34 protein-coding genes are annotated in these 26,891 nt (G+C 66.1%); 19 read left to right on the top strand and 15 right to left on the bottom strand.

The features are described from left to right. The first annotated feature begins 34 nt into the window (after positions 1 to 34). The gene (locus LY40_RS12210) at positions 35 to 1,033 is read left to right on the top strand and encodes an AurF N-oxygenase family protein (protein ID WP_221213489.1); all 999 of its coding nucleotides are present in this window, start codon (positions 35 to 37) and stop codon (positions 1,031 to 1,033) included. Then, positions 1,033 to 2,553 (top strand): FAD-dependent oxidoreductase, encoded by a 1,521-nt coding sequence (locus LY40_RS12205; RefSeq protein WP_258936903.1) that lies wholly within the window; start codon positions 1,033 to 1,035, stop codon positions 2,551 to 2,553. The genes LY40_RS12210 and LY40_RS12205 overlap by 1 nt, the downstream gene beginning before the upstream one ends. Here LY40_RS12205 and LY40_RS12200 read toward each other — a convergent pair. Together LY40_RS12200 and LY40_RS12195 are read right to left on the bottom strand one after the other, a co-directional pair. Further along, complete coding sequence (locus tag LY40_RS12200) at positions 2,543 to 3,286, bottom strand: TetR/AcrR family transcriptional regulator (RefSeq protein ID WP_258936902.1); 744 nt, start codon at positions 3,284 to 3,286, stop codon at positions 2,543 to 2,545. The two genes, LY40_RS12205 and LY40_RS12200, sit on opposite strands and share 11 nt — an antisense overlap. 267 nt (positions 3,287 to 3,553) lie before the next feature. Further along, a complete protein-coding gene (locus tag LY40_RS12195; protein ID WP_258936901.1) occupies positions 3,554 to 3,931 on the bottom strand; it encodes a hypothetical protein in 378 nt (125 codons plus the stop codon). A gap of 1,028 nt (positions 3,932 to 4,959) precedes the next feature. Here LY40_RS12195 and LY40_RS12190 point away from each other — a divergent pair. The 5 genes from LY40_RS12190 (at position 4,960) to LY40_RS12170 (ending at position 7,744) form a co-directional block, all read left to right on the top strand. Then, complete coding sequence (locus LY40_RS12190; protein ID WP_258936900.1) at positions 4,960 to 5,823, top strand: helix-turn-helix domain-containing protein; 864 nt, start codon at positions 4,960 to 4,962, stop codon at positions 5,821 to 5,823. A 4-nt stretch (positions 5,824 to 5,827) separates the two neighbouring features. Beyond that, entirely contained in the window at positions 5,828 to 6,187 is a 360-nt protein-coding gene (locus tag LY40_RS12185) for a DUF397 domain-containing protein (protein ID WP_258936899.1), read from the top strand. Positions 6,188 to 6,269: 82 nt separating this feature from the next. Next, positions 6,270 to 6,521, top strand: coding sequence for a hypothetical protein (locus LY40_RS12180; RefSeq protein WP_258936898.1), 252 nt, complete (start codon positions 6,270 to 6,272; stop codon positions 6,519 to 6,521). Between the two features lie 6 nt (positions 6,522 to 6,527). Further along, positions 6,528 to 7,271 (top strand): DddA-like double-stranded DNA deaminase toxin, encoded by a 744-nt coding sequence (locus LY40_RS12175; protein ID WP_258936897.1) that lies wholly within the window; start codon positions 6,528 to 6,530, stop codon positions 7,269 to 7,271. Then, entirely contained in the window at positions 7,268 to 7,744 is a 477-nt protein-coding gene (locus tag LY40_RS12170; RefSeq protein WP_258936896.1) for an Imm1 family immunity protein, read from the top strand. Before LY40_RS12175 ends, LY40_RS12170 begins: the two co-directional genes overlap by 4 nt. Before the next feature lie 67 nt (positions 7,745 to 7,811). On the opposite strand, the gene LY40_RS12165 is transcribed toward LY40_RS12170, so the two are convergent. The 3 genes from LY40_RS12165 to LY40_RS12155 form a co-directional block, all read right to left on the bottom strand. Next, positions 7,812 to 8,330 (bottom strand): P-loop NTPase family protein, encoded by a 519-nt coding sequence (locus LY40_RS12165; protein ID WP_258936895.1) that lies wholly within the window; start codon positions 8,328 to 8,330, stop codon positions 7,812 to 7,814. Between the two features lie 143 nt (positions 8,331 to 8,473). Further along, complete coding sequence (locus tag LY40_RS12160; RefSeq protein ID WP_258936894.1) at positions 8,474 to 8,992, bottom strand: hypothetical protein; 519 nt, start codon at positions 8,990 to 8,992, stop codon at positions 8,474 to 8,476. 147 nt (positions 8,993 to 9,139) lie between these two features. Beyond that, a complete protein-coding gene (locus LY40_RS12155; RefSeq protein ID WP_258936893.1) occupies positions 9,140 to 9,571 on the bottom strand; it encodes an NUDIX domain-containing protein in 432 nt (143 codons plus the stop codon). Positions 9,572 to 9,613: 42 nt separating this feature from the next. On the opposite strand from LY40_RS12155, the gene LY40_RS12150 reads away from it, so the two are divergent. Continuing rightward, positions 9,614 to 10,597 carry a phosphotransferase family protein gene (locus LY40_RS12150; RefSeq protein WP_258936892.1) on the top strand — a complete coding sequence of 328 codons (984 nt, stop codon included), beginning with the start codon at positions 9,614 to 9,616 and terminating at the stop codon, positions 10,595 to 10,597. Here LY40_RS12150 and LY40_RS12145 read toward each other — a convergent pair. The 7 genes from LY40_RS12145 to LY40_RS12115 all read right to left on the bottom strand — a co-directional run bounded on the left by LY40_RS12145 (position 10,564) and on the right by LY40_RS12115 (position 16,802). Beyond that, on the bottom strand, positions 10,564 to 11,193 hold the full coding sequence (locus tag LY40_RS12145) for a hypothetical protein (protein ID WP_258936891.1): 630 nt from the start codon (positions 11,191 to 11,193) through the stop codon (positions 10,564 to 10,566). The genes LY40_RS12150 and LY40_RS12145 overlap by 34 nt on opposite strands. Before the next feature lie 20 nt (positions 11,194 to 11,213). Further along, complete coding sequence (locus LY40_RS12140) at positions 11,214 to 12,194, bottom strand: phosphoenolpyruvate carboxykinase (ATP) (protein WP_258936890.1); 981 nt, start codon at positions 12,192 to 12,194, stop codon at positions 11,214 to 11,216. Positions 12,195 to 12,265: 71 nt separating this feature from the next. Continuing rightward, on the bottom strand, positions 12,266 to 13,531 hold the full coding sequence (locus tag LY40_RS12135; RefSeq protein WP_258936889.1) for a glycosyltransferase family 4 protein: 1,266 nt from the start codon (positions 13,529 to 13,531) through the stop codon (positions 12,266 to 12,268). Next, on the bottom strand, positions 13,528 to 14,553 hold the full coding sequence (locus LY40_RS12130) for an NAD-dependent epimerase/dehydratase family protein (protein ID WP_258936888.1): 1,026 nt from the start codon (positions 14,551 to 14,553) through the stop codon (positions 13,528 to 13,530). Before LY40_RS12130 ends, LY40_RS12135 begins: the two co-directional genes overlap by 4 nt. A gap of 299 nt (positions 14,554 to 14,852) precedes the next feature. After that, entirely contained in the window at positions 14,853 to 15,299 is a 447-nt protein-coding gene (locus LY40_RS12125) for a hypothetical protein (protein ID WP_258936887.1), read from the bottom strand. After that, the gene (locus tag LY40_RS12120; RefSeq protein WP_258936886.1) at positions 15,268 to 16,497 is read right to left on the bottom strand and encodes a hypothetical protein; all 1,230 of its coding nucleotides are present in this window, start codon (positions 16,495 to 16,497) and stop codon (positions 15,268 to 15,270) included. The genes LY40_RS12125 and LY40_RS12120 overlap by 32 nt, the downstream gene beginning before the upstream one ends. Further along, positions 16,494 to 16,802 carry a hypothetical protein gene (locus LY40_RS12115; protein ID WP_258936885.1) on the bottom strand — a complete coding sequence of 103 codons (309 nt, stop codon included), beginning with the start codon at positions 16,800 to 16,802 and terminating at the stop codon, positions 16,494 to 16,496. Before LY40_RS12115 ends, LY40_RS12120 begins: the two co-directional genes overlap by 4 nt. 289 nt (positions 16,803 to 17,091) lie before the next feature. Here LY40_RS12115 and LY40_RS12110 point away from each other — a divergent pair, with 289 nt between their 5' ends. Beyond that, entirely contained in the window at positions 17,092 to 17,784 is a 693-nt protein-coding gene (locus LY40_RS12110; RefSeq protein WP_258936884.1) for an HAD family hydrolase, read from the top strand. On the opposite strand, the gene LY40_RS12105 is transcribed toward LY40_RS12110, so the two are convergent. After that, positions 17,785 to 19,182: a helix-turn-helix domain-containing protein gene (locus tag LY40_RS12105; RefSeq protein ID WP_258936883.1), complete on the bottom strand. Its 1,398-nt coding sequence runs from the start codon at positions 19,180 to 19,182 to the stop codon at positions 17,785 to 17,787. Between the two features lie 454 nt (positions 19,183 to 19,636). Between LY40_RS12105 and LY40_RS12100 the strand changes: the two genes are divergently transcribed. Genes LY40_RS12100 through LY40_RS12090 form a run of 3 tightly spaced genes read left to right on the top strand, consistent with a single transcriptional unit; the run spans position 19,637 to position 20,918 of the window. Beyond that, on the top strand, positions 19,637 to 19,924 hold the full coding sequence (locus tag LY40_RS12100) for a hypothetical protein (protein ID WP_183786463.1): 288 nt from the start codon (positions 19,637 to 19,639) through the stop codon (positions 19,922 to 19,924). Further along, on the top strand, positions 19,924 to 20,190 hold the full coding sequence (locus tag LY40_RS12095) for a hypothetical protein (protein WP_258936882.1): 267 nt from the start codon (positions 19,924 to 19,926) through the stop codon (positions 20,188 to 20,190). Before LY40_RS12100 ends, LY40_RS12095 begins: the two co-directional genes overlap by 1 nt. Positions 20,191 to 20,225: 35 nt before the next feature. After that, on the top strand, positions 20,226 to 20,918 hold the full coding sequence (locus LY40_RS12090) for a 2'-5' RNA ligase family protein (protein WP_258936881.1): 693 nt from the start codon (positions 20,226 to 20,228) through the stop codon (positions 20,916 to 20,918). Positions 20,919 to 21,043: 125 nt separating this feature from the next. Here the strand turns inward: LY40_RS12090 and LY40_RS12085 are convergent, their stop codons facing one another. Together LY40_RS12085 and LY40_RS12080 are read right to left on the bottom strand one after the other, a co-directional pair. Next, positions 21,044 to 21,589, bottom strand: a complete 546-nt coding sequence (locus LY40_RS12085) for a hypothetical protein (RefSeq protein ID WP_258936880.1) — start codon at positions 21,587 to 21,589, stop codon at positions 21,044 to 21,046. Further along, positions 21,582 to 22,313, bottom strand: coding sequence for a hypothetical protein (locus tag LY40_RS12080; protein ID WP_258936879.1), 732 nt, complete (start codon positions 22,311 to 22,313; stop codon positions 21,582 to 21,584). Before LY40_RS12080 ends, LY40_RS12085 begins: the two co-directional genes overlap by 8 nt. Positions 22,314 to 22,511: 198 nt before the next feature. Between LY40_RS12080 and LY40_RS12075 the strand changes: the two genes are divergently transcribed. From LY40_RS12075 to LY40_RS12045, 7 genes are all read left to right on the top strand, one after another. Next, positions 22,512 to 22,895, top strand: a complete 384-nt coding sequence (locus tag LY40_RS12075) for a hypothetical protein (RefSeq protein WP_258936878.1) — start codon at positions 22,512 to 22,514, stop codon at positions 22,893 to 22,895. 11 nt (positions 22,896 to 22,906) lie between these two features. Further along, positions 22,907 to 23,614: a Crp/Fnr family transcriptional regulator gene (locus LY40_RS12070; protein ID WP_258936877.1), complete on the top strand. Its 708-nt coding sequence runs from the start codon at positions 22,907 to 22,909 to the stop codon at positions 23,612 to 23,614. 149 nt (positions 23,615 to 23,763) lie between these two features. Further along, entirely contained in the window at positions 23,764 to 24,099 is a 336-nt protein-coding gene (locus tag LY40_RS12065) for a WXG100 family type VII secretion target (protein ID WP_258936876.1), read from the top strand. Next, a complete protein-coding gene (locus LY40_RS12060; protein WP_258936875.1) occupies positions 24,092 to 25,219 on the top strand; it encodes a putative T7SS-secreted protein in 1,128 nt (375 codons plus the stop codon). Before LY40_RS12065 ends, LY40_RS12060 begins: the two co-directional genes overlap by 8 nt. 3 nt (positions 25,220 to 25,222) lie before the next feature. After that, on the top strand, positions 25,223 to 25,651 hold the full coding sequence (locus tag LY40_RS12055; RefSeq protein WP_258936874.1) for a hypothetical protein: 429 nt from the start codon (positions 25,223 to 25,225) through the stop codon (positions 25,649 to 25,651). An 11-nt stretch (positions 25,652 to 25,662) separates the two neighbouring features. Beyond that, positions 25,663 to 26,103 carry a hypothetical protein gene (locus LY40_RS12050; RefSeq protein WP_258936873.1) on the top strand — a complete coding sequence of 147 codons (441 nt, stop codon included), beginning with the start codon at positions 25,663 to 25,665 and terminating at the stop codon, positions 26,101 to 26,103. Between the two features lie 100 nt (positions 26,104 to 26,203). Then, positions 26,204 to 26,641: a hypothetical protein gene (locus LY40_RS12045; RefSeq protein WP_258936872.1), complete on the top strand. Its 438-nt coding sequence runs from the start codon at positions 26,204 to 26,206 to the stop codon at positions 26,639 to 26,641. The last annotated feature ends 250 nt before the right edge of the window (positions 26,642 to 26,891 follow it).

Below are 26,891 nucleotides of genomic sequence, written 5' to 3'. Positions count from 1 at the left end.
ATCGGGTAGGGGCTGTCATGACGAGGAGGTATCGGTGACGTTGTCGTCGTCGACTGGGGTTGATCCGTTCGACCAGGAGTATCGCGATCTGCTGGCGACCTTGTCTGAGGGGTCGGTGCACCAGAGTTTTGATCCGTTCCAGGACATCGACTGGGACGCGCCGGAGTACGCCATCGACCCGCACGACCGGCGCTGGGTGCTTTCGGCCGATATCGATCCGCTGGGTGCGACCCAGTGGTATCGGGATCTGCCGCTGGATCGGCAGATCGAGATCGGCAAGTGGCGGCTGGCCAACTCGCTCAAGGTCGGTTCCGCGTTCGAGAGCATCCTGATCCGCGGGATGATGCAGTACATCTTCAAGCTGCCCAACGGGTCAGCGGAGTTTCGCTACTGCCTGCATGAGATGACCGAGGAATGCAACCACATCCAGATGTTTCAGGAGCTGGTCAATCGGATCGGTGTCGACGTTCCCGGGATGCGGCCGTGGTTTCGGAGGATGTCGCCGCTGATCGGGGTGGCCGGTGGCTACGCGCACGTGATCCTGTTCATCGGCATCCTGGCGGGTGAGGAACCGATTGATCACTTCCAGAAGGCCGTCATCCGCGAGGGCGCGAACATGCCCCCGGCGGTGCTGCGCGTGATGCAGATCCACATCGCCGAGGAAGCGCGGCACATCTCCTTCGGCGGCGATTTCCTGCGGGTGCATATCGAGAAGATGGGCCCGGCGGGCAAGGCGGTGTGTGCGCTGGCGTTCCCGCTGGCGATGCGGTGGCTCGCGGGTGAGATCATGACGCCGCCGCGCTCGTTCGCCCGTCAGTTCGGTATCCCGCGCGAGGTGTTTCGGGAGGCGTTCTGGCGTAGCGAGCATTCCCGGGCGATTCTGAGTAGCTACTTCGGTGACATGCGCAAGCTCGCCACCGACCTCGGCTTGATGAACCCGATCAGCAGGCAGCTGTGGAAGCGCCTGCACATCGACGGGAAGCCTTCGCGCTATCGCGGCGAGCCGTCTCGTGACGCGCGGCGGGTGGGCTGATGCCGCACGTTGTCACCCAGTCGTGCTGCAGCGACGCGTCGTGTGTGTTGGCGTGCCCGGTCAACTGCATCCATCCGACTCCGGACGAGCCCGACTTCACCTCGGCGGAGATGCTCTACATCGACCCGGCGACGTGTGTCGACTGCGGTGCGTGCGTGTCGGCGTGCCCGGTGGACGCGATCAAGCCGCACACAAAACTCACCGACGAGGAACAGGACTTCCTCTCGATCAACAGCGACTTCTACCGCAGCCCACGGGAATACCCGATACTGGCGCCGGTTGTACCACCATTGACGGTGCGCGACCGGCCCGAATCGCTGCGGGTCGCCGTTGTCGGGTCCGGGCCCGCGGGCATGTACGCGGCCGATGAGATCCTGACCATTCCGGGCGCGCGGGTCAACGTGTTCGAGCGGCTGTCCCAGCCGTACGGGCTGGCCCGGTGGGGCGTGGCACCCGACCATCAACGCACCAGAAAGGTCAGCGACCAGTTCGACCGCATCCGTGACCAGGACGGGCTGAGTCTGTTCTGCGGCGTCGAGATCGGCAAACACCTCACCCACGACGAGTTGCTCGCTCACCACCACGCGGTCATCTACGCTGTGGGCGCCTCGTCCGACCGCAAGCTCGACATACCCGGCATCGACTTGCCCGGCGCGGCCTCCGCGACCGAGTTCGTCGCCTGGTACAACGGCCACCCGGAGTTCACCGACCGCACGTTCGACCTGTCGCACCGCCGTGCCGTGGTGATCGGCAACGGCAACGTCGCCCTCGACGTCGCCCGGATCCTCACCGTCGACCCGGACACCCTCACCGAGACCGACATTTCCCCGGCCGCGCTGCACGCGTTGCGCGGCAGCGGGATCGAGGAAGTCGTGCTCGCCGGTCGGCGCGGGCCTGCCCAGTCGGCCTTCACACTGCCCGAGCTGGTTGGACTCCGCTCGACTCCCGGCGTCGAACTCACCGCCCGATCAGAAGAACTAGCCCTCGCCGACGCTATGGATCACAAGCTCACAGTGCTGCGCGGCCTCTCGCCTGCTACGAACACGGCGCGGCGCATCGAGCTGCGCTACCTGCTGTCCCCGGTCCGAATCACCGGAGGTGCCCATGTCGACGGGGTCGAGTTCGAACGCAACGAACTCGTCGACGCGGCCGACGACGTCGCGCGCGTCAAATCGACCGGAGAGCTCGAGGTCATGGACGCCGGGCTGGTGCTGACCTCGATCGGATACCGGGGGACGCCGCTGTCCGGCCTGCCATTTGACGAGGCGGCCCGTGTCGTGCCGAACGAGCGTGGCCGGGTGCTCCATCCCGAAACCGGCGACGCTTCGCCGGGTACGTTCGTCACCGGATGGATCAAGCGCGGCCCGAGCGGCTTCATCGGCAACAACAAGTCCTGCGCATTGGAAACCGTGACCGAACTGGTCGCCGACTTCAACGCGGGCTACCTGGCCGCACCCGCAACGAGCAACGACGAGCTCTCAACCCTCGCTGAGCAACGCCGACGCGTTCTCACCTCGTGACAGCGTCGTCGCTGGCGGGGCCGGGCAGCTGATTGATGACCGTGACGAGTTCGGCCGTCGGGTCGATGATGAACCCCGCGGACTGAAGAGCGCCATCAAGCACGTACCAGGCATACGTCGCGAGATCAGCGACGACCTCCGATTGGTTCGTGTCCGGGTTCGGATCGCGGACCCATTGGGTCAGCGTGCCCTCCACCATCGTAACGACGGCCGTGCTCAATGATCTGAAGGCGCCTTCATCGACTTCGATCGATTTCGCTATGGACCCGATGATCTCGCGCGCCTTGCCGACCATTCTGGCCTTCAGGCTGCTGACCGCGTCCGTATTGGCCTCGTCGGCGGTCGGGCCGTTGCGCAGGAACTCGTGCAGCCGCGGATGCTCCGACATCCACTCCGCGACAGACTGAATGGATCGGGTGAGGATCTCCTCGACCGAACCCTCTGAGATGTTTAGCTCCGCATCCAGCATGGCCGCAAAGTCCTCAACCAGATACGACCTGACTCGACGGTCCAGATCTTCACGATCACTGAACCGTCGATACACCACGGACTTGGCCAAACCCGCCCGCTTCGCGACCTGCTGCACCGCAATATCCGCGCCCGGGGAACTTTCCTCGAGCAGCTCCACCGCCGCCCGCAGGATCAACTTCTCTCGCGCGGAGTTGTGCCCCTCCCACCGAGCACGGTAGCCACTGCCCGAACGACGCACTGCGCGTTCCGCGTTGATTGACACACCCCAAGTCTATCGTCGGGCTCGGTCATGGCCGCCACGGTAGCGGCGACCCCCGACAGGGTCGCCGGGTGATACAGCGGATTATCACCCGGTCGCCGCACCGACGGCCGTTGCGTCCGTTCATGAGGAGGACCGCGACGATGACGGTCACGGTGTATGCAAGGCCGTGGAGAAGGGCCGGTAGATGAACGGTGGCCATGTTCAGCGGCAACGCGACCAGCGTCGCTAGTTCGATGGTACCGACCAGGTGGAGGGACTGACGCGGGTTCACAGCCCGACTCCTGTGGTCGATCCAGGACGATAGATCATGAGGATGACCACCACCGCCCAAAGGACATTGAAGACTCCGGTATGCATCGCGAGGCGGCAGCTGATGCGGTCAGGGGCTTCGTTGTCGGGACCGTTGACCCTCGGCGCTCCGGCGTGGTCGAGGGCTGTGAGGGTGCGACGCTGGGCGGGCAGGATGACGGCGATGAGGATGACCGCCGCCGTGGCGGTGAGGATCATGGACGCGATGAGCCACGCGTCACCGAGGACACCGAGGCTGGCACCGGTGACGAGGCCGAATACGGGAACGAGTATCCCGATGGCGGCATAGACGCGGGTAATGCGGTGCAGAACGTCGACCTCCGGTTTCGCCGGCACAGCGAGCCCGGGAGACGGAGAATGCAACGGAGTCGAACGCCGCCCTGTCGAGGTCCGTCGGACTTCCGGTGACAGTGCCGGATTCGTTCGGCGACATGTACCGCTAGAGAGGTCCGGAACTCGACGTCGATGACATAGAGTCAAGCGGCTTGCCATACCTCGCGGTCCGGGTCATTGCTCGGCCATTCTGGATGGTCGTGGCCGTCGTTGTAGTGCCTCGCCTCTCCGAGCTGGATCGGCCGACGCCCGGCCATCAGAAGCCAACGCTGGCGTGGTCGGACTTCGTACGCAGCCGTGGGAGGACGTTGCCCGGATGGACGTCCGCTTCCACGGGGTGGCGGTGGCTCCACCGGGACCAAGGGGGCACGAACCTGCAACGCGTCGCGCAGGGCGCCGCGCAACCGTCCGATCTCAAGTGGGGTAAGGGTGAGTTGCAGGTGCTCGAGTCGCGGGCCGGCGATCGTGACGCCGCCAGTGGAGATCCCGATCCGCACTTTCGTTCTCCTGCCCTGCTCGTCCCGACATGGCACGGTCCAGGATTCAGGGGCTGGCCGACCAAGGCGGCCAAGCAGGGCGAGGACGGTCATCGTTCGGCGACGCCCTCTCATGGTGTACCGCCTGCTGCTGGCCAGAAGTGTTCATCGTGAGCGGCTTGTCCCTGTGTATCGCACGAGGTCCGATGATGTTGTCGGACCAGGCTCGGGCGACGACCGCGACTTCTCGACTCAGCGAGGGCTACCGCCTTGTCACGTGTGCACCACATCCTCGACTCCGATGCCCTTCGCACGCTCTCGTGAACGTGATGGATGGATGCCGGCGGGACTGGATCAGGTCGGGGCGCCCACTCCAGCCCCGCCGGACTTCACGCCAGGACCATGCCCAACGTGATGTCGACAATTATGTCGACATCACTGCAACTTACTATGTATATATAAATATCTCGATACACCATTCGGGTGTATACGACGATGTCGGGCGGACTGCATGCGAAACTGTGGCCGACGTTGGTGACATACGGGAGGACTTCAGTGGTCGACCACCGCTCGGACCCATCGGCACTGCGCTTCCTCATCGGGCACGACCTGCGCGCGACACGCGAGCGAGCCGGCCTCAAGCAGAGCGACGCCGGCAAGGTGCTCGACTGCAGCCAGGCGAAGATCAACTACCTGGAGATCGGCAAGACCCAGCAGAAGCCCGACGAGGTCAACGCCCTGCTCCGTGCCTACAACGCTGACACCGAGCATGTCGACCGCATGACGTCCCTTGCCGCCCGCGCAGACCAGGGAACGTGGTGGGCACCGTTCAGCGACGTGCTGCCGAACTGGTTCAAGATCTTCGTCGGCTTGGAGGGCATCGCCAGCGCTCAGTTCGCATACGAATCGCTGCTGGTACCCGGTCAACTGCAGACGCCCGGCTATGCCTCGGCGCTACTGGTCGACAACCTCCGCGTGCCCCCGATGGAAGCCCCTCAAGTCGTGCGCGCCCGGATGGCCCGGCAGCGAGTGGCCGACGACGACAACCCTCTCCACTTCCGAGCCGTTATCGAGGAGTACGTCCTGGACCGTGCCGTCGGCGGGCCGCAGATCATGTCCGCCCAGCTGCAGCGCCTGCTCGACCTGGGACAACGCGACAACGTCGACATCCACGTCATGCCCGTCAGCGTCGCGGTACACGACGGCCTCGACGGCGACTACCTGCTCCTGGACTTCGAGGACGCCCAGAGCATCGGCTACGTCGAGTACCCCACCGGGGCCATCTATGTCCAGGATCAAGATCAGGTCAGCGCGTACACTCTGTCAGCAGAACGCCTGTGTTCGGCTGCGTTGTCCACCAGCGAATCGGCCGACCTGATCACCGAACGCATGCGGGCGTTGACGACGAAGACGGAGTAGCGACATGCCCCCCACCGACCGCCTCGTCTGGCGAACCTCCAGCTACAGCAGCAACGGCGAGAACTGCGTCGAACTCGCCCCCACCGGCGCCGCCGTGTACCTGCGCCACAGCAAACACCCCGACGCGGGCACCATTGCCTTCACCCACCCCGCGTGGGCGGCCTTCGTCCGCGACGCACGCAACGGCCGGCAATCGACCAACGGCGTTACCGCGATCGCACGTCACGGCGCCGACACCGTGGTCACCTCTTCGGCCGGAGATGTCGAGCTGCGCTTCGACGACGAGGAATGGTCAGCTTTCCTCTCCGGAGCGGAAGACGGTGAGTTCGACTTCGCCGATACAGGACTCGTGACGACGGGCTGACTACAGCTGCCCGTAGCGGCCGCCTCATCGTCCGAGTCGCCACGGGCAAGGGAATGTCGGTGGTGTCGTACAGGCTGAGGGCATGTCATTTGCCGAGTTGCGATTCGGATTGACCGAGCTCGCTGAGCAGTTGCCCACAGGCGAGGCCAGCGCGATGCGGGAGAGCATGGAGGCCGCGTTAGCCGACATGGTCGAGGTGTGGCGCGGGAGCAACCATCCCGCGGCAGAAACCGCACCTTCCGCCGTACGTGCTGCACTGGATGAGCTCCAGACAGCCACCGCTGGACTGGAAGAGGTCCGTCTGGCGATCGAATCGTATGTTCGAGGGATTTAGGTCGCCGTGGCGAGCTTGAGCGACGTGATCGCGCGCTTGCACGGCGCGCTCGATCGCTTGCCGACGGGCACGGTCAAGAAGACCCGCGCGCACATCTCGGACACGGTGGCACCCGCCTTCGCCGAGCTCACAAGGGGAACAGCGAACCACGACCTGATCACCGCACGCACGGCCCTGCAGACCGTTGCGCGCAGCCTTGAGCGAGTGGAGAAGCTACTCGGGTCGGCTTCCGCACACGCCGCCGAGTGGCTCTCCGAGCACGGTGAGCAGGCAGAGCGGTCGTCTCCCGGCACCTACGCCTCGCCACCGGTGCGAGCCGGTGATGTCACCTCGCGCGTGTCGACGTATCGGGCCAAGCTGGAGAACCCCTGGCCCTATGGAAAGCCGCTGCGAGGTTGGCGGCTGACCAGACACGGCGAAGATGTCGGGCTGTCCAGTGGGGCACGGCTGGAGTCGGGCCAGACCGACCCCGCCTACACCGCGGCCGTGGAACGAGCCACCGCCCTCGGCCTCGCCCGCGGAGGGTTCGTGCCCGACATCGCACGCCACATCGAGATCAAAGAAGCCGCCACCATGCGCGCAGGCGAAACACGCACGATCGTGATCGGCAAGGACCCGTGTGGCATCGACCCGGTGACCAACGTCAGCTGCCACCGGTTCCTGAAGCACTTCCTGCCGCCCAATGCCACACTCATCGTCCACGGCCCCGCCGGGAGCCCGTACCGATACGAAGGGAAACCCGCGTCGTGACGCTCCAAGCGCAGTACTGGGTCCACCAGCCCGGCCAACCGCCGGTCGAGAAGGTCGACGACCTCGCAACCCCTGACGACGTCCGCGCCTTCATGGCGACACTCGCCGAGAAGACCGTCAGCGACGCGATCCTGACCCACACCGCACGCCCCCGTGTCGACACAGCCATCCCCGATGACGACGCCCCGAGCGGGTACCTCACGGTGCCGGATCATTCAGTCATCGCCGGCATCCACGGCGACCGAGGAGCGCTCTCCTACCGGGGCAACGACGGGCACGGCTCCGAACCCGTTCACCTCTACAGCCACGGCGACGGCCCCGAACGTCCGGTTCTGTACGAGACCGACGAGTTCCCACCGAACTGCGAGATCCCGGCATCGGCCGTCGCCGAAGCCCTGATCGAGTTCCTCGACAGCGGCAAACGTCCGCTCAACGTCGCCTGGCAATCGGAGACAGCTTCGGTGTCGAGCTAGGTTTATCCCGGTCGCGACGCGCTCGATGACGTGGATGCTCCCGCAGAAGCGAACGCAGCGGGTGTGGTCATGACCGGCGCCGTTCCGTGGAGAGCGTGCTGACATAGCGGCGAGCTGCGCGACGACTGGTAAGGGTGACGACGGTACCCGTGGCGTGTTCGTCAAGCAGCGCTCGGACCTTCGAGCGCATTGTCTTGCGGTAGCCGAGGATGTACTTCACGAATCCCCAGTTCAGGTCGCCACGCAGGTGGCGCGACAGGTCGTCAGAGCCACGGTGCTGCCAGCGGCGTTGAAGGATGCCCCACAAGCACACCAACGGATGGAGGTCCAGGAAGATCACAACATCGGCCGCCGCTAAGCGGACAGGCATCGTTGAGGCATAATTGCCGTCCAAAACCCACTGCCCCTGGGTAACCAGCTGTCGTTGAATGGCAGCGAATTCGTCCTGACCCAGCGAGTTCCACTCGTCATCGTAATAGACCATGTCGAGATGGGTCACGGGAAGATCAAGACGGCGGCCGAGTTCACGCGCGAGGGCGGACTTACCTGACCCGCCGCAGCCACAGATAGCGACTTTCTCCACCATTGGAACTCTCCGGGCAATAAAGGACGCTGGCGGCTACTGCGACTTCGGTGGGAGCACGGCAGCGTGCGACAGCCGCTGGCACAAGGGCATCCGAGATCGAACGCTGACGCGTTTCGACGGCGCGGCTTTGACGGGCAGCCTGATTATCCGCCGATGGAGTGGGGATAGCGCTTGAGGACGCGGGGCGACCGCGGGATATCGGGCCAGAGGACCAGGTAGTAGCGGTCGTCGCCATCGAGCCCGTCGGGAGACACGGTGCCGAGTCCTGCGTGGTGGACGCGGGCGGCGTAGTGGGACGGTGACGGTCGTCGGATCGTTGGTCGACGCGGGAACGGTGACGTGATCAGTCGCCCCGTAGGCGTGTGCAGGCCCGTCTCGACGACGTGGTCCCAGCGTTCGAGGTCGTCGCCGGCGGGTTCGTGGCTGCGGACCCCGATCGTCAGTGGCACGCGCACCGGCCGGGCCGTGGTGATGCCGATGGCGCCGTCCTGCGCGGCCACGAAGTCCCGGAGCAGCGCCTGAATCCAGGGACGCGCCGTGGCATCGAAGGGCGCGGCCGCGTCCCGGACGGTGATGGTCCAGTCATCGGCGAACACCGCGAGTTCGGCATGAACGAGGCGATCGCCGTCTTCCGAATCCGGTATCGGTGATGGTTGGTTCATGCGTCCCTGCCAGGTGGTTGGTGTGCCGTCATGGTCACGGTGTGTCCGGCCGGAAGGTCGTGCAGACGCTGCACGATCGGCCCGCGAATGCGCATTGCCGTGGCGCCGTCTCTGACGACGAGGTTGTCGAACGTGTCAGCAGCCCACTTAGCCGTTCCAACCGTGCCAGAACGGCGTGCGATCGTCTCCTGCCGTGACGAGGGCAGCCTTGAGGGCGCCGGGTCGTACGTCGGTCTCGGCGAGTTGATCGAGAGGCAGCCAGTGGAACTCAAGGTGGTCTTCCTGGCTGATCGGGTCGGTGTCGGTGATGGCGACGTCGAAGACGAGGTTGATCTCGTGGTGAGTGGTCCCGTCCTCGATGTAGCCGTGCTCGACCGCGCCGACGAAGCCTGCGATCCTGGCTTCGGTACCGAGTTCCTCGCTCAGTTCGCGGACCAAGGCAGCTTCCACTCGTTCGCCCGGTTCGACGTGGCCGCCCGGCAGGAATGACCAGGACTTGGTGCGTTGGCGCGCGACGAGCAGCTGATCGTCGCGGCGGATGACAGCACGGGCGATGATCTCAGTGGCGGCGGCGCTCATGGGTGCCCTTCGTGTCGGTCGGTGTCTTTAGAGTTACGGCTTGTGACGACCTCAAAGATTACCGCTGAGGATGTTGCGGCGGGTGTGGCGGAGCTGGTGCCCGACGCGGCTCCGGTCGAGGTAGTCCGACCGCTGCGGCGAGGTCGGAGCCACGCCTCGTGGGTACTGGAGTCGTCGCGCGGCTGGTTGGTCGGCAAGGTGTTCCTGGGACCGGCCGGAACGGCTGGTCTGGAGCGGCTGGCCGAGCACCGCCGCGTGTGGCAGCACGGTATCGCGGTCCCACCTGTATTGGCGTTCACCGAGTCCTGCGCGTCCGTGGCTGATCGACCGTTGGCCGTGTTCGAATACGTGCCGGGCGTGGACGCCGAGGAAGCTTTGCCCACGTTGGAACCTGCGGCGGTGCTGGAGGTCATGCGTGCTACGGGCACGGCATTGGCGGCGCTGCACCAAGTCCCTGTCGAGGGATTTGGCGATGCTGCGAGCGGCTTGGGCACGGTCTCGGCGACCTGGAACACCGTCGTCACGAGCCGCGTGGAGGCACTGCGGGACGCCTATCGCTTCGTCGAAGATTTTCCCGCCGCGCTGGTCAAGACTGGGTTGGACTTGTTGGACAGCTTGGCCGAGGAGGTGTCGCCGGTCGCGCGGCCAGCGGTTGCGCACCTGGATGTGTATCTGCCCAACATTCTCCTCGATGACGAGGGCCTCTTTCGCGTCCTGTTGGACTTGGAGCACGTGCGGTGGGTCGATCCGGCGATGGATTTCGTCAAGCCCGCAATGTGGATGTTTCCTGATCAGCAGAGCTGGGCCGAAGCGTTCGCGGACGGCTACCGGGCAGCCGGTCCGTGGCCTGCATGCTGGTCTGAGCGAATGGCTGTGGCAACCGGCCTGGAACTGTTGACCGGGGTCAAGTATTGGACGCAGGTCGCTGATCATGCGATGCGCGAGGACTATCTGCGGCGACTGCGCGCGTGGGTTCGGTCGGATGGGGCCGATCATGTCTGGTCGGCGATCAGCTCGGCGACGTAGCGGGAGTAGACATCCCAATCTTGTGTGGTCGTGTCGAGCACATGGAGCGGCAAGGGTGAAGTCTGCACCCACCGGGTCAGTTCGGCTTGTACCTGCCTGACGTGTTCGGCTCGCCCGGCATCGGTTGCGCCGAAGCCCTCCAGATAGCGCGCCCACTTCGGTCCCCGGTAGTGCCGGGTCGATTCCACACACTGCGCGCGGATGCGGTCATCGGGGACGCGCAGCAGGACCAAGTGCACTCCGAGTACGGCGAGGCGCTGCTCAACGCTTGTCAGGGCGTCACGGCTGAACGGGAGCCCGTACATCGGGGCATCGAAGCCGAGCCCTTCCAGCAGGCAGGTCGGGGTCCACGCGGACGCGAAGCGGTGCTTGGGGAGCGTGCTCGCTTGGAATCGGCGGTTGGTCTCTTCGAGAAACGCGGTCAGGTGATCCAGCCACGACAGGATGTGGGCAGCGTGTTCGTGCGGTGCGCCGGGTGTGTAAGTGTGCGTGGTGATCGTTGCCGCCTGTGGCATTGCGATCAGCGATTCGCAGCCCGCAGCGGCGAGCCGTCCCAGGGTGCGCTGGTAGACGGAGGTCTTGCCCGCACCCCACACGCCGGCTAGTACGCATCCCCTCACGTCTGGGCTCGCCGGTAGGCCATCGCGGCGATGCGTGGCAGCTCGGCCGGGTCGGTCCAGGCCAGCGGGAGCACGGGCACCGTCTCGGCCAGACGTTCCCACAGGTCGCGGGCCCCACTTTGGGGTTCGGGTAGGGCCCCGCTGAGGTGCGAGCGGAGGTTGAGCCAGTCGTCGGCGAAGAAGTCCTTGGTGCCGAAGTCGAGGTGGTGCCGTACGAAGTCCCCATCTCGTTCCCCGGCCGATACCTGTGCCGAGCGGGTGAGGATCACGAGCTGGGCGACCTCGGTCTCGAGCTCGGAGGTTCGGTTGAACAGGGTGGCGAGTTCCCACGGCGTGAGTTCGATTTTGCCGTCCACGAGGTGTCGTCCTCGGCTGGGCTCGAAGCGGTTCAGCGCAGCCTTCAGGGTCGGCGAGCCGCCGATGCCTTCCGGGGTGAAACGAGCGGCTAACGGCACGCCGATGGCATGCCAGCGCCCGGTGTCAGTGGGGATGAGCGCGGTGCGATCGTTGGATACGGGACGCGCGCCGTGATCCTCGATCAGATGGGTGAGCACCGTGGTCTTGCCGGAACCGGGGTGCCCGGCGATCAGCACTCCGCGCCCGTCAAGGTCCACCGCTGCGGCGTGCACGCAGCGCCCTCCCCGTACTTCACCGCCACGCATGACGAGTTGACGCACGACTCGGATGCCGATCGTGGCTGCGACGCGCGCGCGTTCGGCGGCGACAGCCACGATCCCGGGGGTTCTGATGATCACGTGGTCCGCAGCGTGCTCGGGAAGCAGAATCTCCCGGTCTTCGATGATCCAGATGCGATAGCGCTGCTCCGGGTGACTGGTGCGCACCGTGGTCGGCGGCAGATCGGCGAGCGACTGCCGGACTTGGGCGACGGTGGCAGCGTCACGCTCAACCGAGACCGTCAGGTGCGGCCGCTCATGGATCCCGGCTGACACGAGAAACGGGCTCACGTAGTGGCGCATTGCGGCCTGAGTTTCCTCGGACGCGCTCAGGCGGCAGACGCAGGTCCCGAGATCGAGGAATCGCGAATCCATCAACGCCCATCCGGTACGACGGCGGTGCTCTGGCGCAGCCAACGCGGTTGTCCTGGTTCGGTGGTTTCCGGGGCGCCCAGGGCGTCCTGGTCCGCGTGCTCGGTGAGCCATCGGGGTACGCCGGCGCAATGGTTGTCGACGGCCGGCTTCGCACCTGGTCGGAAGGTGGCAAGCCACCACCGGCAGTGCCACACCAGTCCAGCGCCGATGCGCTGCCAGGACAGCTCCTGCTCAATGCAGCGGCGGCCCGCGCGCCCGATCTGGTCGAGCGCGGCAGGGTCGCGCAGAAGTGCGGCGATCCGTGCGGGCCACCTGTAGAGGTTGTCCTCCACGATCACGCCGGGATGCTCGGTCGGCAGCCCGGTCACGGCTTCGCGGGTGCCCAGCACGGGTAGTCCGGCGGCAAGGTAGTCGAGGACCTTCATTTTCGCGCCCGAGCCGGCGGTCAACGGGGCGAGCGCGATGGTTGTCCCGTTGAGTGCTTGGTTGATCGTGTCCACGCGCCCGGTGAACTCGATGCCCTGACCGCTGCGGGCTAGTGAGGCAGGTCCGCGGCCGACGATCCGCATCCGAACGTCGAGGTCACCCGCACGCAGTGTGGGCAAGATCGTGGTGGCAATGGCGTCGACCGCTCGCGCGTTGGGCTGGTAGTAGAGGTTCCCGACGAAGACCAGTGTCGCGGCGTCGACTTCTGGTCCCCGGCAACGGCGCTGGTGCGGGTCCGCGCCGTTGGGCAACAGCGCGGTGCGCGGCGCGGGAATCCCTGCCGTGGCTGCCATCGCTTGCTCGTTGCGTGTGGAGACGATCACGTTGTCAGCGGTGCGCAGCGCGGCGCGCTGTGTCGTCGCGTGGGTCTGCACGGCCTCCCGCGGCTCGCCGACGCTGGCAGCGACGGCAGCATCGTCGTCGTGCATGTCGTAAACCAGGTGCGCATCCAGCAGTCCGGCTAACTCACGTCCCATGGCCACGAGCGCTTCTGCTTCGCACAGGACAAGAAAATCCGCCGCATCCGTTCCGAGAATCCTCGCGAGGGTTGCGGGAGCGTAGAAGTCGCTCGGATGGACCAGCGCCACGTCGCATGGCCACTCTTTCTCCGTGCCGTACTCCGCGCCGCGGTCACACAGCACCACCGTGACAGCGGCGCCCGCTTGGTGACTGTGTTCGGCGAGGGCCAGAACGCGGGCCGGGGTGCCCGCCAGTGCCCGACCACGCCAGACATTTGGGGTGTCCAGCAGAAAAACGAGGTTGGGAACTGCCGCGCTCATGATGCTTTGCCCTCCGACTCGTCAACGCGGGCAAGAAGATCGGCCGCGATCGTTCGCCGAATGCCCTCCCGCAACGGGGTGTGCGGCCACCACGGCACGATCTGTCGCAGGCGCTCCGGATTGGCGCAGGACACAGGCCGCGACCGGTGCCGAAGTCGGTCGGGATCGACCCGTGTTTCCAGGTGCCGTCCGGTAAGGCTCCCCACAAGCTCGACCAGTTCTCGGCCAGCGACCGGAACTCCAGCGCCAATGTTGAAAACCCCGGCGCATGGAGTGCGCAGGAGCGCTAGCAATGCCTCGGCAACATCATCGACGTAGACGAAGTCACGGGCGGCGTTCAGGTCGCCGAGGTCGAGCGTCTGGCCGTGCCGTGCCTGCTGGAGGACTTCAGGAAGCAGGTGCGGGTGCGGATCACCGGGTCCGTAGACGTTGAACAGGCGGGCGATTACCGCTGTGCAGTGGCCGAGTCGGTGCGCCTGGTCCTGCAACAGCCGTTCGCCGAACAGCTTGGACCAGCCGTACACGCCCTGTGGCCCTACCGGATCATCCTCGTGATGCGGGCTTTCGCTCGCGGCGTACACGTCGGCGGTTGAGGTGAACACCAGCCGTTGCGGCGGGTGAACAGCGCAGGCATCCAGCACGTGCTGAGTGCCCAGCACGTTGATCGCCAATGTTTCGGCGGGGGCGCTGTCACAGGCCGGAATGAAGTGCTGTGCGGCCAGATGCACCACAGCCCACGGGTGTTCGGCTGCCATGAGCTGTACCAGTTCCGAACGCTGGCGAATGTCGAGCACGTAACGCTGCACCTCGGCGCAGTCGGCGAACTCGTCGAGCCGGTGCAGCGTGCCCGCGCTTCCGTCGTCGACCGCCACTACGCGGAAACCCCGTGCGCGCAGCACTCGCACGACGGGCACGCCGATCAAACCGGCTGCTCCCGTGACGAGCACGGCGCGAGGCGCGATGTCATTGGTCGTCGAGGGCATGGCGTCCGTTCCCCGGAGCGGCCGCAGCCGCGCCGCCATCCGTCTGAGTGTCGATCATGGCGTAACTCTGTGAAAGGCGAGTGCCTGAACACCCGCCCCAGGTCGCGCCGGTCGAGGCCGCACACGTCCGCGCCCTCGGCCACGAGCCGCGTGGCCGGGTGCCCGTCGATGAAACCGCGGCGCGGGTGACCACCGCACGTATCGAGGTGCCCGTCGACGCGGGGTAAGTGGCCGTGGCATGCAGCATGTCGTGTACCTCCGAGAACGTGTACCTGAGTGTCGGGCTTGGAGGACGGCGGGGCGGGGCGCGGTCGGGGTCGACACCGCCCCGCCGTCGGTCACGGGTGATGCAACGGTATGAGGTGGGCGATGTCGTGCGTGCTGCTGTCGTCGGTGTCGAACACGGCGACGTCGCGGGTTGGTCGAGGAAGCCCGCCGTGATCGGCCCACTGGCAGTCCTCGTGCGACGCGAGCGCGGTGTGCTCGACACCGGTTTCCCACACCAGGACGAGGCAGGCCGAGTCGGCCGCGGCTTCGAACACCCCGACCCAGGTCAGCGCGGACTCGGCCACCTCAAGCCCGGTCTGGTTCCGGACGTGCTCGAGCAGCGATCGCTTCGCCGGGATCGCAACTACAGGACCGCCGGGCAGCACCCAGTTCCCGCCCGGTGAGCGGATGCCGGCGATGTTGGCTTCGCCCGAGGTGTCGTCGTTGGCGTGGATCAAGAGGTGGGCGCGGATACGCCGTTGGACGTCAGCTGGCCTGCGGTAGCCGGTGGTGTTCATGGTTCTCCATGGCGGGGGTGGTCACGGGGTTGATGGGGGTTGCCGTCGCGGTCAGAAACTCGGTATTGGCGGCGATCACCGACTGCCGCAGCCGTGCTGGGTGCGCGTCGAGGCGGACCGCAGCGCGCAGCCAGGCATGGACGCGGTGGGTGTAGGCGTCCCAGAGCCGGCAGGCGATCGCGTTGAGGTTGGGAGAGAGTCCTCGGGCGGCGTACCACGCCTCAATCAGCGGACCGGGCCAGTCACCAGCCCGTGGCATCGCCGCGCCCGGTGGCGAGGCGCGGGCATCGGCGGCGAAAGCGAGTGCCCTGTCGAGGACGTCGTGGTCGGCGACGTTGGCCGGTACGAGGTCCGCGGTCCACGGAGGGACGGCGTTAGCGGGGACAGCGCGGGCGAGTCGCGCGGTCGCAAGCGCTGCCTCGAGAAGCCCCAGCCCGCGGTCGTGATCGGCAAGATCGCCGACGTCGGACGAAAGTTGGTCCAGCGTGATGCTCGGGGTCCGCGGCGGGCCCTGGTCCAGGTCCATGCCGGCGTAGCGTGCGGCAGCGAGGACGGTGAGCCCCTGCTCGCCGGGCAGCGTGTCGAGCCGCCAGCGCGGGTTGGGCGCGATCTGGACCGCGCGGGGTGACAGCACGAGGGTGCGCGCATCAGGATCGACTAGCGTGAGTCCGAGGCCAGGCGCCAGCAGTGGCCGAAGGACATGGGTCGTGAGTTGCCGCTGCCACCACGGCCGCGCCAGCGGGCTGCACACCACCCCGGGCAATGCCTGTTCCCGAAGCATCGTGATCGCGGTGGACAGCGGCAAGTGATAGGCGAACGCGTCCTCGCCCGTGGGTTTATCAGCATCGACGACGACCAGGCTGGCCTGAAGATGCAGGGCGTGCCGGAAACCACGCGCCACGGCCGCGCCCCACCCCGCTCGAGGACAGGCGACAGCGTGGCGCGAACAGCCCGTCAGCGATGACAGGAACGCCTCGCGAGCACGGGTATCGGCCGGGGCACTGGTGTCCACGAGGACGGTGCATACCGGCGTGTGCCAGCCAAGAGCCACGTGCACGGCGTGTTCGGCCTGGGTGACGATCTGGGCGACCGTGCCGTGAGCCGCGGCCGGAACGACGATCACGACCGGCGCCCCGGACGGGCTCGCCGCCGGAACGGAATACGTCTCGCCAGGCTCAACGATGTCCGGCGTGCTCACGATGGTCGCTCCGGCGCCGAACCAGAACGTCCGTGCTCTGTGGGTTCGGGCAGTTCCAACAACGCACGCACGCAGTCGTCGAGGGAACCGCGAGATCTCCAGGTGACACGCTCGCCGGTGCGATCGACGTGCGTGCGCCAGGCGAGGCAGTCACCGGTGGCGGGGACCTCAAGGGTGTCGACTGCATCCGAGGCGTCGTAGCAGCGAAGAAGCAAGCCCTGCGTCGGAGTACCGACGAACGACCAGCCGCGGTCGATAAGACGGTGGACCTGCTCATACGCCTCGTCACCGCTGTGCCCGGTCACGCCAGCCTGCCTTGCCGCATGGGACGGCCCGGCGTCGGCGCGCCGACCGGGGTGGAGGTGGGAGCACAGTGGGACCCCGGGTGGGCCGGGGGTAAGGAGGGGACTCTCGGGGCCCCACCGTGCGTCGGGGTGCCGCATCGAGGCGTGGCGGGTGTCATGTCGGCGGCGTTCCTCGTGGTCGTGGACATCAACACGCCTAGCTCACCAACCGCCGCCGGTGGGAAACAGTGGCCACTGGGTAGCCGCGGGTGTGCCACCGACGCGTCACCGGGTCCCTAAGGTGGGCGCCATGACCATTCGCGCGGTGTTTTTCGACGTCGGGGAAGTTCTGGTGGACGAGACCACCGAGTACGGCACCTGGGCTGACTGGCTGGGGGTGCCCCGGCACACGTTCTCCGCGGTGTTCGGCGCCGTGATCGCGCGGGGGCTCGATTACCGCGAGGCGTTTCAGGTGTTCCAACCCGGCTTTGACCTCGATCGGGAGCGCCGCGCACGCGCAGAAGCGGGGCAGCCCGAAACCTTCGACGAAACCGACCTCTACACCGACGTGCGGCCCTGTTTTGTGAACCTGCGAGAGCAAGGCTTGGTCGTGGGCGTCGCGGGCAACCAGACCACGCGTGCGGAAGGGATCTTGCACGCGCTCCAGTTGCCGATCGACGTACTCGGCACGTCCGATAGCTGGAATGCGTCGAAGCCGTCGCCGGAGTTCTTCGAACGTCTCATCGCCGAGGCCGGTGTGCCCGCTGACCACATCCTGTATGTCGGAGACCGGCTCGACAACGACATCCGTCCCGCCGTCGACTTGGGGATGAAGACCGCGGTGATCCGGCGAGGACCGTGGGGCCACATCCTCCGCAACAACGCGGCCACCGCGATCCTCGGAGCCGATGTGGAAGCCTCATGCCTGTTCCAGCTCGACAGTCTCGTGTCGCTGGATAGCCTCGTCGCCGAACACAACGAGGCCGCCCGCGACGCGGTGTAGTCACGCGTCGGTGGTCACACTGGGCAGGCGAAGTGCCCGAGTACGGTCCACCAGCTCGACGCCTGCCGGTGTCCCGGCCAATGCCTGGTGCACCGCCGGGATGCGTTCGACGGCGGCACCGTAGGGGTGGTCGCCCAGCATGTCGCAGGCCTGGTGCGCCAGCGTCGCGGCGTGATCGACATCGGTGGGGGCGTGCGCCGCGGCGAGGTCAAGCAGCACGACCGCGCGCTGCTTGCCAGCCTGCGGGTCTAGGTCTAGCTCGCCGAGGGATCGGTCGAGCCAGCGTGTGGCGGACTCGTGTCGTCCGGCGAGGAGCTCGGCGTTGCCGGCGAACGCGGCCAGCCGCGCGGGGCTGAAGTAATCCAGCCAGTCCGGGTCAATGCCGGCGGTGCCCAGCGCGTGTTCGGCTTGGCGAATCTGGTCCCGGGCCGTCGCGCCGTGCCCTGTACGCGCGTGGATCTCGGCGGTGACGCAGTGCATCCACGCCCGCAGGTTCGGACCGCCGCCAAAGCGGGCATGGGCCTGGGCGACGTCGAGGTGCCGCCGCGCGGCGAGGGAGTCGCCCGCGAAGCCGGGAACGAACGCGCGGTGAGCGGCGATCGCGGCTGCAAGCCCGTGGTCACCGGCGTGCTCGACGGCGGTCTCGGCCTGCTCGAAGCACCGCGTCGCGATCGTCGGGTTGTCGAGGTCGAAGAACGCGATCCGCGCGGCCAACAGGGCCGTTTCCGCGACAGCACCCGCAAGCGAGTCCGCGCCGTCTCGGTGGGTGGTGGCTTGTCCCAGGAGCGTGAGACCGAGACGAAGATGTCCCAGCGTCGCCTCCCACATCGTGTCCACCGGAGCGGTCCAGTACAGGCTGCGCTGCGAGGCCGTGACACTCTCGTAGGCCTCGACCGCGCGCGGGTCACGGGCGTGTCCAGGACTGTGCCAGGCCGCGTCCGCCTTCTCGACCGTGGCCGAGGCCAGGAAGGGCGACAGACCCGCCGCCAGTGCTGCCCGGAGAAACTGCTGGCGGCCGACACCCCCGCCATCGCTCATCAACAACCTCCTCAGCTCCGCACTGACCATCGCACCCAACGCAGTGTCGGTGACCGCCGAGTCGGTCACCGACGGATCACCGGGCTGGTTCTCCAACTCCTCGGTCGTCAGCAGCCCCAGCTCGCTGGCGGGCATCCCGAACAGGAGCACCAGATGTTTACGGAAACGGGGTTCGGGCCAGCGCTGCCCGGACTCCCACCGACGCACCGTATGCGCGGTCAGCCCCGACTCGCCGTCACCGTGCGCACGCATACTCCCGGCGAGTTGCTTGACCAGTTCCTCCCGGCTCCACCCGCGTTGCAGCCGTTGCCAAGTCAACCGCTTGTTCGGCAGGTACCGGCGCGTCTCGCCATCGCCCATTCCCATTCACCCCATGCGCAAGCCGATGCACCGTTCGTGACGGTATACGCAGCTCAACCGGCCCGCCAGACATGGCAACGCCTGGCCACCCCGCGGCCCCTACGTCCCCAGGCACGCCGGGACTGTACTCGACAAGCATCCGTACACGAGGCTTCATTGAAGAGGGTCCTCATGCTGGTCACCGACATCACACCCGACACCAAATGCCCCGAAACCGCACGCGCAGGCCGGTGGCATCTACCTCGGTTCGTGGCCCACCACATCGTCACCATGCCCGGCCGCCTCGTGGCCCGCGACACCCATCAAACGCTCATGCTCGCCCGTTGTGGTCCGCAGCGTCTTCGCGCTCCGCGTCGCGGCGAGAGCGACCGCGACAGTGAGCGATGCCTGGCATGTACGCGCCTGCGTCACGTCGAGTCCACCTACGAACCAGTCGGCGCGGCCCACTAACCACGTGGGCACCCACTCGCTCCGCGACGCCACCGGTCGCCCCGTCATCGGTAGCGGCACGACGTTCGGACCGGGTGGACGGCACAGCCATGAACTCATGAACGCACACACCGACACCTTCCACCTCGACGCCGTCACCGGAACCCTTCCGGCCGACCCCAGGTTCGAAGACACCTCACTTAAGGCTGCCGAAACAGGAACAGCCCTACCTGATGGGGAACGCCCCTCACGAGACCTGCTTGAGCGCGTATTGGACGGGTTGAAACGTCTCACCTTCGATGACGAGCAGTGATGCGAATCATCCCGCACCATTCGCGCCGCCATGCTGATATGCGCGACAGGCATGACTCGGACCTGGACCGGACACTTGCGCTGGAGCGGGAGGCGTTGCGCGTGTGCGCGGATCAACCGGTCCGGTCGGTCTGGCAGCGGGCCACCACCTTGCACGGACTCACCCAGCGCTGGGCCAACGAACCGCAGGTCCTCGAGTTCAGTGACCAACTCCGCAGCTGGCGCGATCGCCCCGAGGTCCAGGCTATCTCCGGTCGAACCGGTTGAGGGCTGTTCCTTGGAGACGGGTAGGTGTGTACCGCATGGGCACCTCGTACAGCTCGACCTTCCCGACCAGGCCGCCAACCGACCCCGATGACCCCGCCAGTGTCGCCCGCAACGATCAAGCCGCGTTCGAGCAGATCGATCAGATGCTGTGCCACTGGGACCGGCCCCATCGGCGCTCGTATCACTGGATGGTCACCCTGGACATGCAGTCCCACGCCGTCGAGCTGAGCCAGCGGTGCCAGGCGGTCCTTCCGGAGGACGGCCTGGATCTCATCCCGCCCGAGAGCCTGCATCTGACCGTGCGGCGTTTCGGGTACGTCGATCAAGTTCCTGCCGGCACGCTCGACGCCGCGGTCACCACCGTCAGCGAGCATTGCCGGGCGGCCCGGCCCTTCGACCTCCGCCTACTCCCTCTGGCCGGTTCACCCGGCGCACTTCGCTTCAGCGTTGCCCCATGGTCTCCACTGCTATCCCTACACCGAGCAGTGTCCGCGGCCTCCGGCTACGACGACGTAGACCCGCTGACCCAATACCGCCCGCATGTGGGCATTGCCTACAGCAACCAGGTGCAGCCGCCCGGTCCGTTCATCGCCGCCGCCCACAAGGCCCGATCGCTGCCGTCAACCGCGATCACCATCACCGAGCTACGGCTGGTCGAGCTGTACCGGACCAACCACCAGTACCGATGGCACGTGCTCGAACGCCTCCCAATAGCCGCGACGTCGTGAACTGGCAAACATCGACTTCGGCATCAACACCGACTATCCGAGGCACGCATGGACGAACGGTCTGTTCCAGTCGCGGGTGGTGGGCCGCAGCCCAGCCCCTGCTGGGCGTCATCGTTGCGTGTCGATCAGTAGCCCGTGTCGAGCTCGTCGTGAAGGTCCTGGTCGAGCCGCTGCCGCCAGTTCGTCGATGACTTAGGGCGGGCCGAAGCTCGGACGCTCATCACGGTCCAGTTCAGTCCAGTCGCGGTGTCGTGTGATTGCCCCGCCATGGCCTTCTCGACATGTCGCCGGATGGCCAACACGTCGGTGTGCTGCGCGTGCCCGATCTCGCGGACGCCGCGGCGCACGTGCCGGTTGAGCAGGTCGATGCCGTTTTCGGGTCCGGTGGCGAGCAGGAGATACGAGTCGGCGACGCCCCACTCGACCTGCAGTGTGAGCCAGCGTTCGTGCGACGCGCTTTCGGGTAACGGGATCTCGACCGAGTCGGTTCGCCACCGCATGTCGAGCAGGTAGTAGCGAGGCCGTCGCGACTGCGCCGTCCGGGCGTCCTCGGCGGCCCTGACGAGCCGGAGGTGTCCCGCATCGCGCCTCAACGCCTGGCAGGCGCTCGCGGCGATGCGGCTCCGGTAGACGGCCCGCACCGGCCACGCCTGGGGCAGTGCTTCAGGCATATCCCCACCACCCGACACACGAGGTGGCCGTGTCGGAGTACGGGACCGCCCCCTCGGCGCTTGTCCCGCTGCGCCGGTCCGGCAAGTTGTCGAGATAGCAGGTGGTGAGGGCGGTATCGGCTTCCAGGCCCGGGAAATGCAGCCACGCATGGCCGTGGAAGTCCTCGGTCGTCACGGTGACTCGGGCGCACCGCGCGGCGGGCACGAGGGGAACACGGCACGGCTCGACGATCCGAGTCCAGACCGTCTCGCTCATGATGAGTGCCGCACCGAACCGTTCGCCGGTCGTATCGCGCCGGCACCAGTGAGCGACCACGTCGCAGAACGCCCTGGCCGACAGGAGCCGGGTCAAGGTGATGTAGGTCCGGTGGTACCGACCGTTCTCGTGCATTGGACCCACGTGCACTGCCACACGCGCCCGAATCGGGAATCGCGCATGGCGATTGCGGGTGCGCAGGAGGTGGTCGAGATAGAACACCACTTCGGTCAGCGCGACGAGGTGGCGTTCGGGGTAGGCGACCATGACGCCGTCACCGGTTTCGCGGAAGTGCCGTGCCTGTCCACTGTCCAGCCCTACCGAGCCGAGCGCGTGGTCCAGGAGCTGTTCCAGCTCGGACTTCATCGGGTCGAGAAGGTCGTCGGGCGCTCTCGACGACCCGACCATGTCGATGGCCAACACGGCGTGCGACTGCGCCTCGTACCTGGCGCACGACAACAGCGCCATCAGATCCCATCCCTCCGTGTCGTAATGATCACGGAACGGAGTGTGGAGCCGCCGGAACGGATTTTCGGTTCGCCGCTGAACGCATCAGGCACTTGATGCGGCCGATTCCCGGTTCGGATATCACCCGGCATCAACCGTCAGCCGCGAACGTTCACCGGTGAACGTTCGGACCGGCGCATGCGTGGTCCCCTGAAGATCATGGGAACGATCGGGCGCCGGATGGTCGATGGTGAGCACAAGCTCGCGATCACCGTGGAACACCACTTCTCGCTCGCAGAGACCGTCGAGGCCGTGATGGTGCTCAAACCAGCCCTGCGTCCCGGAATCGGACGGCACGTCCGTCCGCTGCAGACCTCCGATGTGCGCCAGGCTCTGCACCACGCGGCCCGCCATCGAACCGGCCGGCCGCATCCGGTGTTACTGGCCTATGAGGACGAACTCGCGGGCGGCGAACTCCACCAGCTCGCCGACTGGATACGACGAGAACTGGTCAGACTCGGCCTGTTCACCGGTTCCGACCACCCGCACGACACGTGGCCGGAACCGACAACGACCAACGACTCCCCACACGGGAAAGGCTAGCCTGAACGCTCATGGTGGGTGGCACGAAACAACCCCGGCCCGGAACGCTCCTGGACCTGCTCGACGAACCGCTACGCGGCGAACTGGGCAACCTCGGCATCTCGACACGATTCGCCCGCGGAGAACGGCTCATCCACGTCGGCGACCCCGGCGAATGGGTCATGCTCGTAACCTCCGGCGTCGCCCAGGTCGTGGGCGAAGACGCCAACGGCGCCACCGTGATCCTCGACATCGCCGCGGCCGGCGACCTCATCGGCGAGGCCGCGGTACTCGACCCGGACCACCCACAGCGCATGGCCAGCGTCGTCGCCATGAGCACCGTCGTCGTGCGCCGCATCCCGGCACCGGAATTCCGCGCGTTCCTCGACAAGCACTCCGAGGCCGCCATCGGGCTGCTCGTGATCGCCAACCGACGCATGCGCATCGCCCAGCACCAACGCACCGTGACCCAAACCCGGGTCAGCTTCCAGCACATCGCCGAACGCCTCGACTACCTGCTCGACACCTGCGGCTACCGCACCCAACACGGCTGGGCCTTCACCGTCCCCTGGACCCGCGAAGACCTCGCCGACTTCATCCCCACCGGGCGCACCACCCTCATCACGAAACTGACCCGGTTCGAAGACCACGGCATCATCGCCCGAGCCCGCAAATTCATCACGGTCACCGACCGCGCCCGACTCACCGCCGTGGCACAAGGCCGAACCACCCTCGAATGAACCCGCCCCGCCTGGCCGGCGGCAACACAGGGTGGGCCGACAGCGCCACAGCACATGTGCACTGCACGTGTGCGTTCTCACCGGACGACTCGTAGACGCGGTGTTCGGTTGACTCCGGAGTCGCTCCGGTAGTTACCCTGCCGTTACGCGTGGCTACAGGGGGAGAAATGGACGGACCGGGCTATCACGTCGATGTCGACACGCTCGAACAAGCCGGAACCGCAGTGCAGAAGGCCGTCGAGGCACAGGACAACTTCGAACTGCGCAGTTTGACCGGTGAGCCAGAAATGTACGGTGACGAGCCGCTGCGGAACGCGCTCATGGACGTCTGCGTCCGGTGGAGCGACCGGATCGACGAACTCGTCGACGACGCCGAGGAGATCGGCCAAGCCTTGAAGGCCTCGGCCCAGGCCTACCGCGAGGCCGAGCAGCAGGCCAAGGGCGCATTGCCCGACGACCCGGCTGTGGACGTGGCCGATGGCTGAACTGGGCGAGACCGACAACCCGCGAGCACTGATCCAGGGCAACCCCGAAGCGATCGACAAGAACGTCAAGATCCTCAACGCGCGCGGCAAGCAGGCCGTCAACGCCGCGATCGGACTGCGAGCGATCGACACGGGCGCATGGACCGGACCAGCAGCGAACGCCTTCCGCGACGAGTTCTCCTACGAACCGACCAAGTGGTACGAGGCCGGTGACTCGTTGACCTACGCCGGCGAGGTCCTCGGGCTCTACGCCGGAACACTGCGCTGGGCACAGGGCCAAGCACGCGAGGCCATCGAACTGTGGAAGCAGGCGCAGCAGCAGACCGCGAAAGCCCAGGCCAACCACGATCAAGCAGTCGCCGACGCCACCCGCCAGAACCAGGCCAACGCCGCCGCCGGCAACCCGACGTGCATCACCGTCGAACCGTTCTCCGACCCCGGCGAATCGACCCGACAGGCAGCCCGCGACACCCTCAACCGGGCACGCCACCAACTCAAACAGGTCGCCGACGACACCGCGCAAGCCCTCCGCAGCATCACCCCGGCCGAAGAGGAAACCACCCTCAGCAAAATGGGCCACGGCGCCCTCGACCTCGCCGGCCTCATTCCAGGCATCGGCGAACTCGCCGACGGCACCAACGCCGCCTGGTACGCCGGGCAAGGCCGCTACACCGAAGCCGCCATCTCCGGAGCCGCCGCCGTCCCCTTCGCCGGATGGGCCGCCACCGCCGGCAAGGCCGCGGACAAGGCCACCGACATCGCCAAAGCCGCAGGACACGCACCCGCGAAGTTCGGCCACGCCACCCACACCAACTACCGCAAAACCTTCTTCGAAAAGCACCCCGACCTCGAAGGCAAGGTCGTCGTCCACCACGCCGTCGAACAGAAAGCGCTCAAGCAGTACCCCGATAACGGGATCACGGCAGCGGAAATGCACTCCTACGAAAACCTCCGCGGGATCCCCAAAGAATCCAACAGTAGACTACACTTGAGTGAAATAAGGAAAGACTGGAATGATTTCTACGAAAAGCATCCGAACGCCACCACAGAAGAACTTCTAGACTTCGCTACACATATAGACAACAAGTACGGCCACGAGTTCAACCCCCCAGTGAGGTGACCGATGATGACCCACTACAAACTCCGCCCGGCAGCACCAGGAGAGTTGGGAGACAACGTTGTCATGGACCCCAGCGTCCATCCGCCGCGCATCGACCATGCGCACCTGGAAATCGACTCGTGGTTCGGTGACGAGCTCATCGAATCTTACCCATGCCTATTCATCTCTGATGATCTGGCAAAGACACTAGAATCTAGCCGACTCGGCCATTACGAACTACGCAGCGTGGAAGTTTCCTTGTCCGAAGACCTCCCGGACGAGGAACGGGCATCTGTACCACACCTCCATTGGCTCGTCCTGACCGGACAAGCAGGGCAGGACGACATTGGCGCAACCTCCACGGGTCGCATGGTCGTGTCCGACCAAGCTCTTGAAATTCTGCGGCAACACAACATCGACCACTGCGACGTCATCGAGTACGCCGGGGAGTAGACACCTCGCCGGTGTTCGATGGCACGATGCCCTACTACTCCCTCGAACCTGCTGCACCTGGCGAACTCGGCGATCACGTAGTGATGGACACATCAGTCCACCCTCCACGAGTTACGCACGCACACCTGCATCTCGACGGATGGCTCGGCGATGACCTGATCGAGTCCTACCCGTGCTACTTCATCTCGGAGACACTCGCCGCCACCATCGAGAACAGCGAACTCGACCACTACGAACTTCGCGACGTCGAGGTGACCGTCTCCGAGGACGCACCCGACGATGAACGCGCCGCCATCCCCGGCATCCGCTGGCTCTTCGTCACCGGAACGGCCGGCGTGAATGACCTTGGCACCACCGCCATCGGCCAACTCGTCGTCTCCGACCGCGGCCTCGCCGCTCTACAGCAGGGAAACCTCGAAAACTGCGACATCGAGGACTACGACGCAGACTGACCGGGCAACGACAACTTTCAAACGCCGCGTGCTCGCCCGACTTCCACGGGGCGCCCCCGGGGGCAGACGGCGCCAAGGCGTCGGAGGGGACCACTGCAACGTGAGATACTACCTGCTTCGTCCCGACGTGGCGGGCGAGCTCGGCGCTGGCACGGTGCTCGACACGTCCACGCATCCGCCGGTCGTCCACCAGCTCGAGTACGTCATCAGCGCGTGGTTCGGATCGGACATCCTCGAATCCTTCCCCTGCTTCGTCATATCCGCCGAGCTGGGGAAAGCACTCCACGAATCGGGTTTCGGGTCATTCGAACTCGCCGATATGCAACTTACCGTGACACCAGAAGCCGAAGAGCTGCGAAAAGACATGGATGTTCGCGAATTCCCGGAGTTCGTCTGGCTGAAAATCTTCGGACAGGCAGGCGTAGATGATATCGGCGTCGACCGACGGGCATCGTTGGTCGTCTCCGACCGCGCCCTCAAGCTCCTTCGCCGCTTCGACCTAGACGGCTGCGACATCGAGGACTACCAAGACAGCTGACGGCGGCCTTTCGTAGCCGGGACTGAGGTTCCAGTTCTTCTGAGGAGCAGGCATATCCTTTCAGCCGAATGGCCCTGCGCAGAATCCTTGAGGAGCTTCAACCGTCTGGATACGATGCGGCGCATGATGTTATTTGGTCGGATGAGATCGTCGAGTATCTTGCCGAGGTCGTAGGTGGACGTAGGCGGCCCACTTCCTACCGTCGATCTCATTCGCGTCGCTGCTGGAGCGGCCCGGGAAAGCGAGGCGA

Origin of the sequence: Prauserella salsuginis (assembly GCF_024648885.1) — a bacterium.
GTDB lineage: Bacteria > Actinomycetota > Actinomycetes > Mycobacteriales > Pseudonocardiaceae > Prauserella > Prauserella salsuginis.
This window is presented reverse-complemented; position numbering and strand designations above follow the sequence as displayed.

Bases quoted from the DNA above. Each gene is read 5' to 3' on its own strand.
- LY40_RS12180 (WP_258936898.1), top strand. From the start codon at position 6,270: ATGTCATTTGCCGAGTTGCGATTCGGATTGACCGAGCTCGCTGAGCAG.
- LY40_RS12165 (WP_258936895.1), bottom strand. From the start codon at position 8,330: ATGGTGGAGAAAGTCGCTATCTGTGGCTGCGGCGGGTCAGGTAAGTCC.
- LY40_RS12140 (WP_258936890.1), bottom strand. From the start codon at position 12,194: ATGCGCCACTACGTGAGCCCGTTTCTCGTGTCAGCCGGGATCCATGAG.
- LY40_RS12095 (WP_258936882.1), top strand. From the start codon at position 19,924: ATGCGAATCATCCCGCACCATTCGCGCCGCCATGCTGATATGCGCGAC.
- LY40_RS12080 (WP_258936879.1), bottom strand. From the start codon at position 22,313: ATGGCGCTGTTGTCGTGCGCCAGGTACGAGGCGCAGTCGCACGCCGTG.
- LY40_RS12055 (WP_258936874.1), top strand. From the start codon at position 25,223: ATGATGACCCACTACAAACTCCGCCCGGCAGCACCAGGAGAGTTGGGA.
- LY40_RS12060 (WP_258936875.1), top strand. From the start codon at position 24,092: ATGGCTGAACTGGGCGAGACCGACAACCCGCGAGCACTGATCCAGGGC.
- LY40_RS12110 (WP_258936884.1), top strand. From the start codon at position 17,092: ATGACCATTCGCGCGGTGTTTTTCGACGTCGGGGAAGTTCTGGTGGAC.
- LY40_RS12125 (WP_258936887.1), bottom strand. From the start codon at position 15,299: ATGAACACCACCGGCTACCGCAGGCCAGCTGACGTCCAACGGCGTATC.
- LY40_RS12085 (WP_258936880.1), bottom strand. From the start codon at position 21,589: ATGCCTGAAGCACTGCCCCAGGCGTGGCCGGTGCGGGCCGTCTACCGG.
- LY40_RS12130 (WP_258936888.1), bottom strand. From the start codon at position 14,553: ATGGCGGCGCGGCTGCGGCCGCTCCGGGGAACGGACGCCATGCCCTCG.
- LY40_RS12135 (WP_258936889.1), bottom strand. From the start codon at position 13,531: ATGAGCGCGGCAGTTCCCAACCTCGTTTTTCTGCTGGACACCCCAAAT.
- LY40_RS12105 (WP_258936883.1), bottom strand. From the start codon at position 19,182: ATGGGCGATGGCGAGACGCGCCGGTACCTGCCGAACAAGCGGTTGACT.
- LY40_RS12075 (WP_258936878.1), top strand. From the start codon at position 22,512: ATGGGAACGATCGGGCGCCGGATGGTCGATGGTGAGCACAAGCTCGCG.
- LY40_RS12090 (WP_258936881.1), top strand. From the start codon at position 20,226: ATGGGCACCTCGTACAGCTCGACCTTCCCGACCAGGCCGCCAACCGAC.
- LY40_RS12160 (WP_258936894.1), bottom strand. From the start codon at position 8,992: ATGAACCAACCATCACCGATACCGGATTCGGAAGACGGCGATCGCCTC.
- LY40_RS12070 (WP_258936877.1), top strand. From the start codon at position 22,907: ATGGTGGGTGGCACGAAACAACCCCGGCCCGGAACGCTCCTGGACCTG.
- LY40_RS12205 (WP_258936903.1), top strand. From the start codon at position 1,033: ATGCCGCACGTTGTCACCCAGTCGTGCTGCAGCGACGCGTCGTGTGTG.
- LY40_RS12185 (WP_258936899.1), top strand. From the start codon at position 5,828: ATGCCCCCCACCGACCGCCTCGTCTGGCGAACCTCCAGCTACAGCAGC.
- LY40_RS12155 (WP_258936893.1), bottom strand. From the start codon at position 9,571: ATGAGCGCCGCCGCCACTGAGATCATCGCCCGTGCTGTCATCCGCCGC.